Raw genomic sequence first — 15327 nt, forward strand, 5'->3', positions numbered from 1 at the left:
GCCACCCGAAGGTGGCTTTTACAATCCTGATTGGGGTCAGATTAGTGACCACCACCATTGATTGCTTTTGTCATATCTTCAACAACTTTTTTAGCATCACCAAAGATCATCATTGTTTTTTCGTTATAGAACAAATCGTTGTCTAGACCAGCATAACCTGTTGCCATGGAACGCTTAATCACCATGATTGTACGCGCTTTATGAGCTTCAAGAATCGGCATACCATAAATCGGCGAGCTTGGATCATCTTTCGCAGCAGGATTTACAACGTCGTTTGCACCAATTACAAGTACTACGTCTGTTGCAGGGAAGTCTGAGTTAATCTCATCCATTTCCAAGATATCTTCATACGCCACGTCTGCTTCTGCAAGCAATACGTTCATGTGACCAGGCATACGACCAGCAACAGGATGGATTGCGAAACGAACGCGAACACCTTGCTCTTTTAGAATTTCACACAATTCTTTTACAGCATTTTGTGCACGACCTTGCGCCATACCATAACCAGGTACAATTACAACACTGTCAGCATTTGACATCAAGAAGCCAGCATCATCAGCAGAACCAGAACGATGGTTACGTTGAACTTGCTCACCTTTGGCAGCAGTAGCAACCGCTGCACCGCCCATTGCACCACCAAACAATACATTGATGATCGAACGGTTCATTGCTTTACACATGATGTACGACAGAATCGCACCAGATGAACCTACGAGAGAACCCGCAACGATCAACATGTTGTTTTCAAGTGTAAAACCAATACCTGCCGCAGCCCAACCAGAGAATGAGTTAAGAAGCGATACTACTACAGGCATATCACCACCACCGACCGGTGCAATCCATACCCAGCCAAATGCAAGCGCAAGAGCTGTCATTGCCCAGAAAGCAGTCATGTTGCCAGTCGTGAAGAAGTAAAATCCACAAGCCAACATCGCAATAAAGATAAGCGCTTGAACAGGTTTAACCCATGCACCAGAAATTGTTTTAGCCCATTTTTTCGCAGCCAATTTACCGTACGCAAACACAGATGCAGTAAAGGTAATCGCACCAACGAAACAACCAACAAACAATTCAAATAAGTGAACTTTGCTCATGTGCACATGTTGCACACCAGCTGCCGTTAAAGCTGCTTCATTTTGTGCAAACAATTCAGTTAATTGGTTGTTATGTAAAATTGCAGCAATTGCAATTAAAACAGCTGCCAAACCAACCAAAGAGTGCATAAGTGCAACAGTTTCCGGCATTTGCGTCATTGGTACAGTACGAGCACGTGCAATACCTACGATTGCACCAAGCACCATTGCACCAACAATCATCCAGATCACTGGGTTATTCGCAACAAAGAAAGTCGTTACAACTGCAATCGCCATCGCGATCATACCGTAACGGTTACCTTGAATTGCTGTTTTAGGGCCAGACAAGCCACGAAGCGTCAAGATAAAGAGAATTGCACCTACAAGGTACAACCAGTTCGCATTTGCTTGAATAAATTCCATGTCAAAGCCCTCTTATTTCTTTTGCTTAGGCTTGAACATTTCCAGCATGCGTGCAGTTACTGCAAAGCCACCGAAAATATTAATGCTTGCCAAAAATACTGCAATCGCACCAAGTACGCTCACCACATTTACACTTTGAAATGCAACGTTAGCATCTACACCCAAAATAGGTAGACCCACAGTTTGCAACATCGCACCCACTACAATAATAGATGACAATGCATTGGTTACAGCCATAAGCGGCGTATGTAAAGCTGGTGTAACACCCCAAACTACGTAATAACCTACGAAGATGGCAAGGACGAAAATTGTAATAGTTTCAACCATGAGAAATCTCCTTAACCACGCTTAAGCAGTACTTGACCGCCATGAGTGACCAATAGGGCTTTTTGGATTTCGTCTTCTTGATTAATCGCAAAGTTTTTCTCTTTGTCGAATAAAGTCTCTACGAAATTAAAAACGTTACGTGCATATAGCGCTGAAGCTTCTGTTGCTACAGTTGCCGGAATATTTGGAATACCCAAAATTTTCACGCCATTTTCTGTAAAAACAGTCTCGCCCACTTTAGAGCCTTCAACGTTACCGCCAGTTTCAACAGCCATATCTAAAATGACAGAACCCGGTTTCATCTTGGCAACAGTTTCAGCCTTAATCAGACGTGGTGCATCACGACCCGGCAAGAGCGCAGTAGTAATCACGATGTCAGCATTAGAAACAGCCTTATCAACAATCGCAGCTTGGTCTTTGATGTATTGCTCACCCGGCATCCATCCATAACCATTTTTAGCGGCATCCGCTGCACGTTGTTGCTCTTCTTCAGACATTGGTACGTCTAACCACTTACCACCCAAAGATTCAACCTGATCTTTTGCTGTAGGACGTAAATCGGTCGCCTCAACAATTGCACCTAAACGCTTTGCGGTTGCAATTGCCTGAAGACCTGCAACGCCCACACCCATAATCACAACACGAGCAGGTTTTACAGTACCAGCAGCAGTCATAAGCATTGGGAACATGCGCTGATATTCAGCAGCAGCAAGCAAAACTGATTTATAACCAGAAAGGTTTGCCTGAGAAGACAATACGTCCATGTTCTGCGCACGAGAAAGCGTACGAGGAAGCAATTCCAGAGCAAAAGCAGAAACTTGCTGATTCGCAAACTGATCTAGCTCGGTATTACGATAAGGATCAAACATTGCTACAACAGCGGTATTTGCTGCAAGTTTTTGAATTTCCCCACCTTGTGGCGCGCGAACTTTCAAAATAATTTGACTACCCGTATAGGCATCATCCGTAATGGTTGCACCGACCTGTTCATAAGCACTGTCAATGTACGCGGCCTTTACACCAGCACCGCGCTCAATCACAACGCTATGACCAGCGCTAATCAACTTCTTTACTGTCTCTGGCGTAGCAGCTACACGATTTTCACCGACGACAGTTTCGGTTGGGATTCCGATCTGCATGAGCGTTCCTCAAGCTAATTTCTCATTGTCAAAAACATTGCAAGCCGCAATGTTTCCCCCATGTGTATTCTTTGTACAGAATTTGGATTCTAATTGAACTTTTTTAAAATACCACCCACTATTTATTTAATAAATACCCATATTTTGAACTGATGATTCACGATATTTGATTTGAGGTGTAGCATAGGAAGATTTTTCTTTTTTTATAGACAATAGTCTCTCTTATACAGTCTTGTATATGAAAATTTCGTTTTCTTCGTTTCAAATCGGGTCTTTTTTTGCTCTTTGCTCCGCTTTTCTATTCAGTACAAAAGCAATCTTTATTAAACAGACTTATGCCCTTTCTCCATTAGTAGATGCTACAGTCCTGATGGCTTTACGCATGTTAAGCGCTTTACCGTTCTTTCTACTTATTTGTTGGTTTAACAGGCATCATAATCAGGGCATAAAAAAGAAGGATTGGCTAATTTTAATTTTTGCCGGTCTATTAGGCTACTACTTTGCCAGTTGGCTCGATTTCATGGGCCTTATGTTTATTAGCGCCTCTCTAGAACGAATTATTCTATTTTTATATCCCACCCTTACAGTCATCGTCTCAAGCTTACTCTACAAACAAAAATTAGATGCAAAAAGTTTATTTGCCATTTTTCTTAGTTATGGTGGAACCGTGCTGGTCATGCTTCAAGAGCACAGCAACGCACCAATTCAGGGCAACTTCTGGCTAGGTACAAGTTTAGTATTTGCAAGTGCGGTAGCTTTTGCAGGCTATTTATTACTAACCCCACCATTAATTAAGAAATTTGGTTCTTGGAATTTCACAGGGTTAGCATTAACTGTAGCTTGTATGGGCACATTAACGCACTATGCACTCAGCACACCTCAACCTATTCAACTTCTATTACAGCTACCCCCTAGTGTAATTTGGTATGGGGTTGGTCTAGGCTTCTTAGTGACCGTCTTACCTACTGTTATGCTCATGCAAAGTATTGAACGATTAGGTGCCTCTCAATCTGCAATGATTGCTTCGATTGGACCGGTTTTAACGATTTTACTTGCCGTTGCCTTTTTAAATGAACATTTAAATATGTGGCAATGGGTCGGTTGCCTTCTCAATATTATTGGTGTGATGATGATTACACTCAGAAAGAAAAGGCTAAAACACTAAATTCTCTTGACCTCAACTTAAGTTGAGGTTGGATACTCATCTAAATTTTAATGAACGGTTGAGTTCCATGAATAAAGCAACTTTTAAAATCATAAATCCATCAACTTTATATGACCCTACCCCAAATGCTTATAGTCATGTGGCTGTAGTAGAAAATTTTAAAAAGATTATTCATATTGCAGGTCAAGGTGGCGAAAACTCAAAAGGTGAATTAAGCCCAAATTTTGAAGAACAAGTTATCCAAGCCATTAATAACATTCAACATGCTTTAAAAGCTGCCAATGCAGAGCTTAGTAACATTGCAGTGTTAAGAGTTTTAGTTGTTGACCATTCGGTCGAAAAACATCAAATTTTGATTAAAATTATGCAAAATTTATGGAAAAATCATCCTTTTCCAGCCTGTACACTCATTCCTGTACCACGCCTTGCACTAGAGCATATGCTCATTGAAGTCGAAGCAACCGCATACACCTAATAAAATCGAGAGAACATCATGTCTACCCCTGAAGATATCAGTCAAAATAAACCTTTGCTTTGGTTGATGGCAGCAGCATGTGGCTTATGTGCAGGTGTGAATTATTATTGTCAGCCGCTGATTCACTCTATTCAGCAAGAGTTTGCTGTAACTCAAGCACAAGCTGCTTTAACAGTGACATTTGCTCAGGTGTCTTATGCCCTCGGTTTACTCTTTATTGTTCCAATGGGTGATATCGTTAATAAAGCCAAGGCCATTCCATTTTTAATGGTGCTTTGTGCAATTGGCCTATTTACTTCTGCTTTTGCTGTGAACTTGCCTATGCTATGGATTGGTACGATTTTAGCGGGCTTGTTTTCTGTTGCCGCTCAAGTGCTTATTCCTCTTGCCACAATGACTGTAAAACCCGAAAAAACTGGCGAAATCATTGGTTTTTTAATGAGTGGTTTATTGGTCGGAATTTTACTCTCTACCAGTCTGGCAGGCTTATTTTCGAACCTTTTCCACTGGAAAGTGGTTTATGTGGTAAGTGGCATATTAATGCTCCTGCTAGCATTTACTTTAAAAAGCCGCTTGCCTTATGTCTTACGTATGAAAATGAACTATGGGCAAATCTTTGTTTCCATGGCTCAACTTTTACAGCAGGAAAAGCGATTATTATTAAGAGCACTTACAGGTGCTTTCGCCTTTGCAGCAGTAAGTATCTTGTATTCTACTATCGCATTACTCCTTACCTCAGCACATCATTTACCTGATCTATTTATCGGACTAGTGCCTTTAGTGGGTATCTTCGGTGCTTTATCAACACGTTACATTGGTAAATATGCGGATCAAGGACATACTGGCTTACTGACATGGATGGGCTGCGGGCTGTTCTTAGTAAGTTGGGTTTGTTTCTACTTCGGACAAACTCTACTTTCTAGTTATGTTCTTGGCTTTGCATTAATTCAGTTAGCACTCGCGCTCGTACACACCAGTAACCAGAGCATTATTTTCCGTTTACGACCAGATGCAAAATCTCGTATTAATGCCATTTATATGACGACTTACTTTATTGGCGGTGCAGGTGGTTCAGCATTAGGAATTTTTGCATGGAACCGTGGTGGATGGACTATGACTTGCCTTGCAGGAATTGGACTAGTTGTTCTTTGTATTTTATTTAGCATGTTCGATACGATCTTACAAAAAAAGAAAATGGTTTCCCAATAAGGTAACTTGTTATAAATCATCTTTCTATATCCACCCCAAGGGCGGTTATAAATTATACGGCCAAAAGCCTCTGTCGATTCAAGCATAAACCTCGTATAATGCTGCCCTTTCATTAATTTAGCGACTTTTGGGCTATTGGTTATGCAATCACTTCAATCGTTACAACCTCGTATTTCTGTCGCACCCATGATGGACTGGACTACAAAGGATTATCGATTCTTTGCACGCTTGTTTAACCCAAATGTTGTGCTCTACACAGAAATGGTAACTACAGGTGCGATTCTTTTTGGCGATGCAAAACGTCATTTGGACTACAGTACACAAGAACACCCTATCGTATTGCAACTTGGTGGCTCAAATCCGCAAGAGCTTGCAACCTGCACAAAAATGGCCGAAGACTGGGGTTACGATGAAGTCAACCTCAATGTAGGCTGCCCAAGTGATCGTGTACAGAACAATAAAATCGGTGCTTGCTTAATGGCAGAGCCAGACTTGGTTGCTGAATGCATTCACACCATGCAAAAAGCAGTAAAGATTCCTGTAACGGTCAAACACCGTATTGGTATCGATGACATGCAATCTTACGAAGAGATGCTTCATTTCGTAGATACTGTTGCGGCAACAGGTTGTACTTACTTCGTTGTACATGCTCGTATCGCTATTTTGAAAGGTTTATCTCCGAAAGAAAACCGTGAAGTTCCACCTTTACGCTATGAAGATGTTTATCGTTTAAAACAAGAGCGCCCACATCTCACCATTGAAATTAACGGCGGGATTAAAACGTTTGCTGAAACTCAAACACATTTACAGCACGTAGATGGCGTTATGATTGGCCGCGAAGCCTATCATAATCCGTACTTACTCGCGGAAATGGGTCAGCTTTGGAATTTAGAAGCACCAGATCGATTCGAGATTATGGAACAAATGTTGCCTTATATTGAACAACGTATGGCTGAGGGTGCTCCGCTTTCAATCATTACTCGTCATATCTTAGGTCTATTCCAAAACTTGCCGGGTGCTCGCAAGTGGCGTCAGGCGCTAAGTGGCGGAAATGCAAAAACTTTAGGTGATGTAGAACAGGCTATTAGCAACATGCAAGCCGCTCTACTTCGTACCGAGGAATATTTAAAAGAGCAGCAAGCTTAAGTCTGTGAGCGCTTCTTAAATTGTAAGAAAATGTGGCATTTTAAATCAGAGACTTAGATTTTGAGTATATTCGCAAATGTTGAAGCAAAATATTCAAATTTAAGCTCTGGTTAATTATTTTTTTATAATGATATCAATAATTTAAATTTCACTATTTTTAATCACTCTTTTGATAAGCATCTTTTCACTCCGAAGCAGGTACCTCTGGAAAAAAGATACGTTATTACATAACATAAACAAAACTTTTAAGGTACGCCGATTAGTATCTCTGAACGCCACAGGTAGGTGGTGATTTTTTTAATATGGATATGAGTAGCACGGTAGAGATTTCACGATGATTATTTATGACGGACAAGTAGCTGATAATTACATGTATCAGGATTCAAATCAGGCAGCCATTGTTGTATCCCACAGCACCCCAAGCCTTCCTTATCCCTTCACCATGAAACCCAATAATCATCAGACAGAAACTTCCAGTACTCCCGCTATAGATATTGATAAATTTGTAGAAAAATTAGAAAGTGTTACCTCTAGACGCAGTAAAGCTCGTTGCGCCCGTAGTATCCGCCTTGCACTAGAATCTGCTGGTGCCAATGTCGAAAATCACCCAATTGCGGCTTCAGATTGGGGAGATACCTTAAAAAAGATTGGCTATAAAGAAATTAATCCAGCCTTTGATGAACCACAAGAAGGCGACATCTATATCATTCACAGAACCCGTAACCATGTTTATGGACATATTGCTGGATATACAGGAAGTGAATGGGTCTCTGACTTCAAACAAAATAGTTATGATGTCTATAAAGATGATAGCGTAACCTATACTTATTACCGATTAGGGCAAGCCACTTAAGAACTAGATGTTCAATCACTTGAACCATTTCAAGCATCTTATCAAACAAATATTTTGAATCCAGCTTGGCTTCTTTTTTGCTTTATTTTCATATTGTACTTGTCAAAAATAATGATGGAACTTTATGAAAAGAATATTGCTGAGCTTTTACTTACTGACGTCATTTAGTATGACGTATGCTGCCCCAGATACAAAAGTTGAAGAGGTTTTAAAAAAAGTACCTGAAAAACGGATTTATCAGCCCCAATATTTATTAAAAGAAACCACTCCTAAAGCTCGGATCCATGTGATACGAAAACAATATTCAAATGGACTACTAGATTGTCCTTCCGTGATTTATCACGACAAGAAGAAAATTCTATCTTTGCACTCATTTGAAGAAGCAACATTTTTTCTAGAACCCGATCGTTACTATATTCGCTATGAGGTTAACAATAGTGGTTGTATCAATTTGGAATTTTACCAGCATAAACGCCCCAAAATGGATATCCTATCTCAGGAGCGTCAGTTAGAAGGTGATACCGAATATACATTTACTATTAGTGAGCACACTGGACCACAATAATTATTTCAGCATAAGTTAAACATATTGCCTCTCACACTTGCAGCAGCTGGTAGATCTGCTCAACATAAGGTTGAATCAGATCACTCTGGTTTGCTCTGTAAGCTAAAACCACTTCAGATAAAAGATTCTTATTTTCTAGAGGAATCAATTTTACATTTTTGGGTAATATTTGCTTAAACTCTTGGGGAACAATACTAATACCCAAATTTGCAGCGACTAACTGTAATTGGCTTAGCTTACGTGATTGGATCACCGCTGCTTTAGGCCAGAAGCCTGCCCCTACACACAAGTTTGAAACCAAATAACTTAAACCGCCTCGTTTAGAATGGGGTGTAGAAACGAAATATTCATCTTTTAAATCTTTAACTTGAATCTCTTGTTTATTTGCAAACTTAGCATGATCAACATGCACAGCCACCATTAAAGGTTCTTCATATAGCTTAACAACATTGATCTCATCTAAAGTGTGCCGAACTGGTGGCCTAATCAAACCAATATCAATTTCCCCGCTCATTAAAGCTAGAATTTGATGCTCAGATGACAAAGTATTTATCTCAAAATTTATATGTTTGGCTAAGCTAATTTCTTTTAATATCTGAACCTTTTTATCATCCATAATGATACTGCTCGAATGAGCAATTTTAATCTGGCGATTTTTTCCTTCTGCAATATTCTTAGAAACTCCAATGATTTCATTTAAATAATGCATATTATCTTTTATTTTTTTATAGAAGATCTCTCCCGCCGTTGTAAGTTTTATTTTCTTATCAGTGCGATCAAATAACTGAAAATCAATTTCTTCTTCTAGTAATTTAATTTGTCGACTTAAAGCAGATTGAGCAATAAAGAGCTTTTCTGAAGCAGCAGTAAAACCTCCTTCTTCTACAATTTTTATGAAATATTGAAATTGTTTTAATGTGAGCATCACCATCTCAAAATTAGATTCTTAGGTCTATTTTCTATATTAGATTAGATAGATTGCCTTCGCTAGAATTTTATCAAGACCACACACTTAATTGAATTGTTCATGAAGTATTTTAAAAGTTTCACCCTCTTCACTGTCGTTGTTCTAATTTTATGGTGCTTTAAATTTTATGATCAGCAGCTTCCAACACAGCCCAAACACGACACTATAGAGTTATATGATTAAATCTTTTTTCTCAAAAACAAAAGGCATGCCCACCAACATAAGAGCATGCCTTTTTATGTTTAAATCAGGCTTTCTTCAAATCGAGTTTCTTTAAAACTTCAGCCACAGCAATCATGGCAAAGCTTGAAGTCACCACTACTGCGGAACCATAGCCACCACAGCGTAGGCCAGCCGATGGACAAACATCTGCACTTGAAAATGGATTATCGATTGAATAAACACAAGTAATGCCAAATTTCTCTTTTGGCTTTTTACAGATGCCCCGAGCACGAAGCTGACTACGTAGCTTCGCTAACATTGGGTCTTGTTCTGTTTTTGATAAATCAGCCACACGGATTTTAAGCGGATCAAGCTTGCCACCAGCTCCACCCGACACAATCAACGGAATTTTATTAAAACGGCAATGGAGCATTAAAGCCAATTTTGCTTTAACGTCATCAATACAGTCCAAGATAATATCTGGTACAGGGTTTAGCAGCGCTGTGACATTCTCAGGCGTTAAAAAGTCATCAATAATATTTACTTTAATACGTGGATTAATTTGGCGACAACGCTCCGCCATAATCTCAACTTTTTCACAACCCAGAGTTGAGGTCATTGCAGGTAACTGACGGTTCACATTTGATGCTGCAACCACATCCATATCGACTAAGGTGATCTCGCCAATACCCGTACGTGCTAAAGCTTCTACCGCCCAACTACCGACACCGCCAATCCCAATCACCATCACATGACTTTTTTCATAGTGTTGGAACGATGAATCACCATAAACTTTGGCTACACCTGCAAAACGGCGGTCATATTCATCTTGTTGGAGATCGGTCATTGCTACTCTTTGAGGGGATATAAAACACGGGAGGTATTTTACTGCTTTTCAGACGAAAGTGTATTTCAGATCAAAGAAAACTTTATAACATCATATATAAGAACATTGAGGATTTAGTCCTTCATTTATTACTGTGACAGGCGGCACGGATGCCGCCCAGTTGGGCTGCGGTATAAGGACATACCGTCAGCCCGACAGAGGATTTTTGTTACTTTTCATCCTCGAAAAGTAAGGATGTATCTATATACCCAACATCAGCCAAAACATATTCATTAAAAGGCCGTGCTAAGTTTATCGATTTATGAAGCAATCAAATTCCGAAGTACATAATGCAAAATACCGCCCGCCTTAAAGTACTCCACCTCATTTAACGTATCAATTCGACATAACACATTAAAGTGACTGGCAACTCCATTTGGCCCTTTTACATCAACCTCAAGAATTTGATGAGGCTGAACGCCATCAGACAAACCTCGAATTGATATCACCTCATGACCAGTTAAGTTGAGAGATTGTCGAGTTTGCCCATCAACAAACTGTAGTGGCAACACGCCCATACCTACCAAGTTTGAACGGTGAATGCGTTCAAAACTTTCAGCAATGACAGCTTTGACACCTAACAAGTTCGTTCCTTTGGCAGCCCAGTCACGTGAAGAACCTGTTCCGTATTCTTTACCAGCAATAATCACAAGTGGGGTGTGTTCTTGTTGATAGCGCATTGCAGCATCATAAATAGCGAGCTTTTCACCACTTGGCACATGAATGGTATTACCACCTTCTTCACCACCAAGCATCTCGTTTTTAATACGAATATTGGCAAAGGTCCCGCGCATCATGACTTCATGATTACCACGTCGAGAACCATAGGAGTTAAAGTCTTTTGGCTCAACGCCTTGCTCTTGTAAATATCGACCTGCCGGACTGTCTTTTTTGATATTACCTGCTGGTGAAATGTGGTCAGTCGTTACTGAGTCACCAAGTACCGCCAAGATATTTGCTTGTTCAATATTTTTAATTGGTTTTGGTGGTTCACCAATGCCTTCAAAGAATGGCGGATGACGGATATAAGTCGAATCATCAACCCATTCATAAGTTTTACTTTTTGGAATCTGAATTGATTGCCAGCTTTCATCACCATCAAACACCGCAGCATATTCTTTATGAAACATGTCTGTATTTACTTTCTGCAAGACAACATCAATTTCTGCCTGACTTGGCCAGATATCTTTTAAATAGACAGGTTGTCCATCTTTACCCTCACCAAGAGGCTCTGTTGTCAGGTCGGTACGAATATTCCCAACCAAACCATAAGCCACTACAAGAGGCGGTGAAGCTAACCAATTGGTTTTAACTAATGGATGTACTCGTCCTTCAAAGTTACGGTTACCAGAAAGTACAGATGCAACATTCAAATCATGGCATTGAATTGCATCTTCGACTGGCTCGGGTAATGGGCCTGAGTTACCAATACAGGTTGTACAACCATATCCCACCAAGTTATAACCCAATTCATCTAAATACGGCGTAAGCCCAGCAGCCAACAAATAATCAGTCACGACCTTAGAACCAGGTGCAAGAGAGCTTTTCACCCATGGTTTTCGTTGCAAGCCTTTTTCAATGGCTTTTTTAGCAAGTAACCCCGCCGCCAACATCACGCTTGGGTTAGAGGTATTGGTACAAGAGGTAATCGCAGAAATAACAACATCACCATGATTTAACGGGTATTCCTGCCCTTCAATCACGCAAGATGGACTTTCATGTTGAATATTTGCTTTTTTTGCCTCTACAGCAGTACCACCACCTTCATTTTCTAGACGTTCTTTTGCTTCTTTTGCTGGTTTTAGCGTTAACTCCATGAGTGCATTAAACGCTTTAGGTACTTCTGATAACAGCACTCGGTCTTGCGGGCGTTTTGGTCCTGCTAGACTTGCCTGAACCGTACTCATATCAAGGCTTAAAGTATCTGTAAAAACAGGTTCATCACCAGCATTTCGCCATAAACCTTGTGCTTTGCTATAAGCTTCAACCAGTTCAATACGATCATTTTGACGACCAGTTAATCTCAAATATCCTAGTGTCACCTCATCAATTGGGAAGAAACCACAAGTCGCCCCATATTCTGGTGCCATGTTGGCAATGGTTGCACGATCAGCAAGAGGTAAATCGGCTAAGCCGTCTCCATAAAACTCTACAAATTTACCCACTACCCCTTTTTGACGAAGCATTTGAGTAATGGTCAGCACCAAATCAGTTGCAGTAATCCCTTCTGGTAGTTTTCCTGTTAATTTAAAACCAATGACCTCAGGAATCAGCATCGAAATCGGTTGGCCCAGCATAGCCGCTTCGGCCTCAATTCCCCCTACACCCCACCCTAAAACACCCAAACCATTAATCATGGTGGTATGTGAATCTGTACCCACTAAAGTATCGGGAAAAGCAAAAGTCTGACCGTTATCTTCACCTAGCCACACCGCTTGAGCCAAATACTCTAAATTGACCTGATGGCAAATACCTGTGCCCGGTGGCACTACACTAAAGTTATTAAATGCTGATTGTCCCCAACGTAAAAATTGATATCGCTCACCATTACGTTGCATCTCGATTTGTACGTTTTCTTCAAAGGCCTGATCATCAGCAAAATGGTCAACCATCACAGAGTGGTCAATAACCAAGTCTACAGGGGATAAAGGATTAATTTTTTCAGGGTCACCACCCGCTTGTGCCATTGCTGCACGCATGGCAGCCAAGTCAACCACAGCTGGAACACCAGTAAAATCCTGCATTAAAACCCGTGCAGGTCGGTACTGAATTTCTTGATCTGAACTACGGGTTTTTAACCACTCTGCTAAAGCATGAATGTGTTCCGTTTTAACGCTATGCTGATCTTCAAACCGTAATAAGTTTTCCAATAATACCTTTAAAGATTTCGGCAGTTTGGCAATATCCCCTAGCGTTTTCTCTGCTTGGGCTAAGCTAAAAATCTGATAATTGCTGGAACCTACTGTTAGCGTCTGTAAAGCATTAAAACTATTGATACTGCTATACTTAGCCATTGGGTTATCCTCCCATGTCTGGCAATGTTATTTTTCACGTTTTTACATGTTGTTTTCTTACTTTAAGCTTCTTTTTTAATCGCTGTGTTTTGTTTTAGTTACTATTTCTAATCTTTGATTTTTATTACGATAATTTCAATGCAGTGAGAGAGTTTTTCCACAGCACCTCAGCCAAATCTGACTCTGGCATATTTAAATTTTCAGCCAAACTTTGTAATACATAAGGCAAATTAACAGGAGTATTACGAGTACGTTGTTCAGTTGAGGTTTGGCAGCAAAGGGGTGTCATATCAGGGCAATCTGTTTCAATCACCAAGTGCTCGGCACCTATAGCCTGCACAACAGTATGAAGTTTTTTTGCGTTCGGATTGGTAATCTGTCCTGTCACACCAATTTTAAAACCAAGCTTAATAAGGCCTTTTGCCTCTTCTACCCCACCACTAAATGCATGAGCAATGCCACCCAATTTAAATTTTTGAGCTTTTAATATAGCAAGCACATCACCATGCGCTTTTCGAATGTGGAGTAATACTGGTTTTTGGTATTGAGTTGCAAGCTCTAACTGATCTGCAAAATATTGTTTTTGCTTAGCATATATATCGGGCTGCTTATGTTCTTTTAAGAAAGTATCTAGGCCAATTTCACCTACCGCCACACAGTCCTGTTGCTGCAAGATATGTTCCAGCTGAGAAAGATGTTCTGGCTGATGTTGCTCAATATAAAACGGGTGTAAGCCTGGTGCTAAATATGAAGTGGGTACATTTTCCCAGCTATTTAACTGATGATGAGTTTGCACCAACTCGTCAAAGCGTGACTGCACAAAACCAATTAAGACTAATGCATCAACCCCAGCTTTCTTGGCATTAAGCGCTAACTGCTGCCGATCTTCATCAAAATCGGCAACATCAAAATGGGTATGGGTATCAAACAAATGCATTAGCCAGCACTTTTTGCAACTGATGCCGAAGCTGGTTTAGCTTTAGGCTGTGGCAAATACTCTTGTTTCAACACTTCCTGTAATTGGTCATATGGAATGACTAATCGAGGGAGCCCAACCACGTATGGTCCAATTTCATATTCACCATATTGAAGAATTAAACCTTGCTCACCCAATAAGAAGTTATCAGATAACTTAAATGGCCAAGCTTGCTCATATTCACCCACATTATCAGCCAGTTTAGAGTCCGTAACCCAAGTCTTAAAGGCTTCATGGGCTAACTTTTCTAATGCAGCTTTTTGCTGTGGGCGTAACAAATCTTCAAGCTTGATCTGCTTTTGTTCTTTTAAATCAAAATTATAATAATGCTGCGCAGCAGAACCATGTGCTCCACCTAAATAGCTACTACTATTCAATACCACAGTTACAACTTTACCTTGAGCCTGCAAGATTTTAGGTTTCACCAAAAGATTAATTTGATGATTACTACTTAAAGCTTTTAACTCATTGTCCAAACCAATAAATGAATTGGCATAACGTTGAACCTGTGCATCAAAACTATTTTTTTGCTCTACACCCGCAACTGCTGAAGCTTCTGTTTTTTGATCGGCTTGCTTCACTTTAGCATCTGGTTCAGCAATCTCTAAAATTTGACCTAGAGTCTTTAAGATTTGCTGATCTAGAATTTTGTCAATAAATGGAAAATTACTCTGCAAACGTTCAACTGTGAATTCGGGACAAGTTTTACCATCACAATCAGGTAAAACCACCTTAGTAGGAACTGTTTCACCCTTCAAAGTCAGCTCTACTGGTTTTTGTTCCTCGACTGCTGGTTTCTGCTGTTCTTGAGAATCCTTAGGATCAGCTTTAGGTTGGCATGCCACCAAAAATATAGCAGAAGCAAGCAAAGTTAATCGCAGTGAAGCTTTAGAAGATAACATCATATTTTGCCTTTTATTCTAAGGAGATTACACAGTGCCTTTTCT

The 15327-nt window shown here is 40.2% G+C and carries 15 protein-coding genes; 7 read left to right on the forward strand and 8 right to left on the reverse strand.

What is annotated here, in order from left to right:
• Positions 1-41 precede the first annotated feature (41 nt).
• Genes K6I41_RS16250 through K6I41_RS16260 form a run of 3 tightly spaced genes read right to left on the reverse strand, consistent with a single transcriptional unit; the run spans position 42 to position 2962 of the window.
• Positions 42-1496 carry an NAD(P)(+) transhydrogenase (Re/Si-specific) subunit beta gene (locus tag K6I41_RS16250; RefSeq protein WP_004794591.1) on the reverse strand — a complete coding sequence of 485 codons (1455 nt, stop codon included), beginning with the start codon at positions 1494-1496 and terminating at the stop codon, positions 42-44.
• 12 nt (positions 1497-1508) lie between these two features.
• Complete coding sequence (locus tag K6I41_RS16255; protein ID WP_003654992.1) at positions 1509-1823, reverse strand: proton-translocating transhydrogenase family protein; 315 nt, start codon at positions 1821-1823, stop codon at positions 1509-1511.
• A gap of 11 nt (positions 1824-1834) precedes the next feature.
• Positions 1835-2962, reverse strand: coding sequence for a Re/Si-specific NAD(P)(+) transhydrogenase subunit alpha (locus tag K6I41_RS16260; protein ID WP_004794594.1), 1128 nt, complete (start codon positions 2960-2962; stop codon positions 1835-1837).
• Between the two features lie 238 nt (positions 2963-3200).
• On the opposite strand from K6I41_RS16260, the gene K6I41_RS16265 reads away from it, so the two are divergent.
• From K6I41_RS16265 to K6I41_RS16290, 6 genes are all read left to right on the forward strand, one after another.
• Entirely contained in the window at positions 3201-4127 is a 927-nt protein-coding gene (locus K6I41_RS16265) for a DMT family transporter (protein WP_250374783.1), read from the forward strand.
• 67 nt (positions 4128-4194) lie between these two features.
• On the forward strand, positions 4195-4602 hold the full coding sequence (locus K6I41_RS16270) for a RidA family protein (protein WP_250374784.1): 408 nt from the start codon (positions 4195-4197) through the stop codon (positions 4600-4602).
• Positions 4603-4620: 18 nt separating this feature from the next.
• Positions 4621-5811, forward strand: a complete 1191-nt coding sequence (locus tag K6I41_RS16275) for an MFS transporter (RefSeq protein WP_250374785.1) — start codon at positions 4621-4623, stop codon at positions 5809-5811.
• Positions 5812-5952: 141 nt separating this feature from the next.
• On the forward strand, positions 5953-6957 hold the full coding sequence (gene dusA / locus K6I41_RS16280) for a tRNA dihydrouridine(20/20a) synthase DusA (protein ID WP_250374786.1): 1005 nt from the start codon (positions 5953-5955) through the stop codon (positions 6955-6957).
• A 334-nt stretch (positions 6958-7291) separates the two neighbouring features.
• Complete coding sequence (locus K6I41_RS16285; protein ID WP_005302354.1) at positions 7292-7810, forward strand: hypothetical protein; 519 nt, start codon at positions 7292-7294, stop codon at positions 7808-7810.
• A gap of 169 nt (positions 7811-7979) precedes the next feature.
• Positions 7980-8375 (forward strand): hypothetical protein, encoded by a 396-nt coding sequence (locus K6I41_RS16290; protein WP_081402096.1) that lies wholly within the window; start codon positions 7980-7982, stop codon positions 8373-8375.
• Positions 8376-8406: 31 nt separating this feature from the next.
• Here the strand turns inward: K6I41_RS16290 and K6I41_RS16295 are convergent, their stop codons facing one another.
• Positions 8407-9306, reverse strand: coding sequence for a LysR family transcriptional regulator (locus K6I41_RS16295; protein WP_151989378.1), 900 nt, complete (start codon positions 9304-9306; stop codon positions 8407-8409).
• A 96-nt stretch (positions 9307-9402) separates the two neighbouring features.
• On the opposite strand from K6I41_RS16295, the gene K6I41_RS16300 reads away from it, so the two are divergent.
• Positions 9403-9525, forward strand: coding sequence for a hypothetical protein (locus K6I41_RS16300; RefSeq protein WP_151989377.1), 123 nt, complete (start codon positions 9403-9405; stop codon positions 9523-9525).
• Between the two features lie 64 nt (positions 9526-9589).
• Here K6I41_RS16300 and K6I41_RS16305 read toward each other — a convergent pair whose 3' ends face one another.
• The 4 genes from K6I41_RS16305 to K6I41_RS16320 form a co-directional block, all read right to left on the reverse strand.
• Positions 9590-10351, reverse strand: coding sequence for a tRNA threonylcarbamoyladenosine dehydratase (locus K6I41_RS16305; protein WP_151989376.1), 762 nt, complete (start codon positions 10349-10351; stop codon positions 9590-9592).
• Positions 10352-10650: 299 nt separating this feature from the next.
• A complete protein-coding gene (acnA, locus tag K6I41_RS16310) occupies positions 10651-13404 on the reverse strand; it encodes an aconitate hydratase AcnA (protein ID WP_250374787.1) in 2754 nt (917 codons plus the stop codon).
• A 124-nt stretch (positions 13405-13528) separates the two neighbouring features.
• Positions 13529-14341, reverse strand: coding sequence for a TatD family hydrolase (locus tag K6I41_RS16315; RefSeq protein ID WP_151768015.1), 813 nt, complete (start codon positions 14339-14341; stop codon positions 13529-13531).
• Positions 14341-15282, reverse strand: coding sequence for an RsiV family protein (locus K6I41_RS16320; protein WP_151768020.1), 942 nt, complete (start codon positions 15280-15282; stop codon positions 14341-14343). The genes K6I41_RS16315 and K6I41_RS16320 overlap by 1 nt, the downstream gene beginning before the upstream one ends.
• Positions 15283-15327 lie beyond the last annotated feature (45 nt).

The sequence above is a fragment of the Acinetobacter sp. AS23 genome (assembly GCF_023612055.1).
In the GTDB taxonomy this organism is placed as follows: Bacteria; Pseudomonadota; Gammaproteobacteria; order Pseudomonadales; family Moraxellaceae; genus Acinetobacter; species Acinetobacter oleivorans.

Excerpts from the sequence above, each read along its gene's own strand:
- K6I41_RS16250 (WP_004794591.1), bottom strand. The coding sequence starts at position 1,496 with ATGGAATTTATTCAAGCAAATGCGAACTGGTTGTACCTTGTAGGTGCA.
- K6I41_RS16255 (WP_003654992.1), bottom strand. The coding sequence starts at position 1,823 with ATGGTTGAAACTATTACAATTTTCGTCCTTGCCATCTTCGTAGGTTAT.
- K6I41_RS16260 (WP_004794594.1), bottom strand. The coding sequence starts at position 2,962 with ATGCAGATCGGAATCCCAACCGAAACTGTCGTCGGTGAAAATCGTGTA.
- K6I41_RS16265 (WP_250374783.1), top strand. The coding sequence starts at position 3,201 with ATGAAAATTTCGTTTTCTTCGTTTCAAATCGGGTCTTTTTTTGCTCTT.
- K6I41_RS16270 (WP_250374784.1), top strand. The coding sequence starts at position 4,195 with ATGAATAAAGCAACTTTTAAAATCATAAATCCATCAACTTTATATGAC.
- K6I41_RS16275 (WP_250374785.1), top strand. The coding sequence starts at position 4,621 with ATGTCTACCCCTGAAGATATCAGTCAAAATAAACCTTTGCTTTGGTTG.
- dusA (WP_250374786.1), top strand. The coding sequence starts at position 5,953 with ATGCAATCACTTCAATCGTTACAACCTCGTATTTCTGTCGCACCCATG.
- K6I41_RS16285 (WP_005302354.1), top strand. The coding sequence starts at position 7,292 with ATGATTATTTATGACGGACAAGTAGCTGATAATTACATGTATCAGGAT.
- K6I41_RS16290 (WP_081402096.1), top strand. The coding sequence starts at position 7,980 with ATGACGTATGCTGCCCCAGATACAAAAGTTGAAGAGGTTTTAAAAAAA.
- K6I41_RS16295 (WP_151989378.1), bottom strand. The coding sequence starts at position 9,306 with ATGGTGATGCTCACATTAAAACAATTTCAATATTTCATAAAAATTGTA.
- K6I41_RS16300 (WP_151989377.1), top strand. The coding sequence starts at position 9,403 with ATGAAGTATTTTAAAAGTTTCACCCTCTTCACTGTCGTTGTTCTAATT.
- K6I41_RS16305 (WP_151989376.1), bottom strand. The coding sequence starts at position 10,351 with ATGACCGATCTCCAACAAGATGAATATGACCGCCGTTTTGCAGGTGTA.
- acnA (WP_250374787.1), bottom strand. The coding sequence starts at position 13,404 with ATGGCTAAGTATAGCAGTATCAATAGTTTTAATGCTTTACAGACGCTA.
- K6I41_RS16315 (WP_151768015.1), bottom strand. The coding sequence starts at position 14,341 with ATGCATTTGTTTGATACCCATACCCATTTTGATGTTGCCGATTTTGAT.
- K6I41_RS16320 (WP_151768020.1), bottom strand. The coding sequence starts at position 15,282 with ATGTTATCTTCTAAAGCTTCACTGCGATTAACTTTGCTTGCTTCTGCT.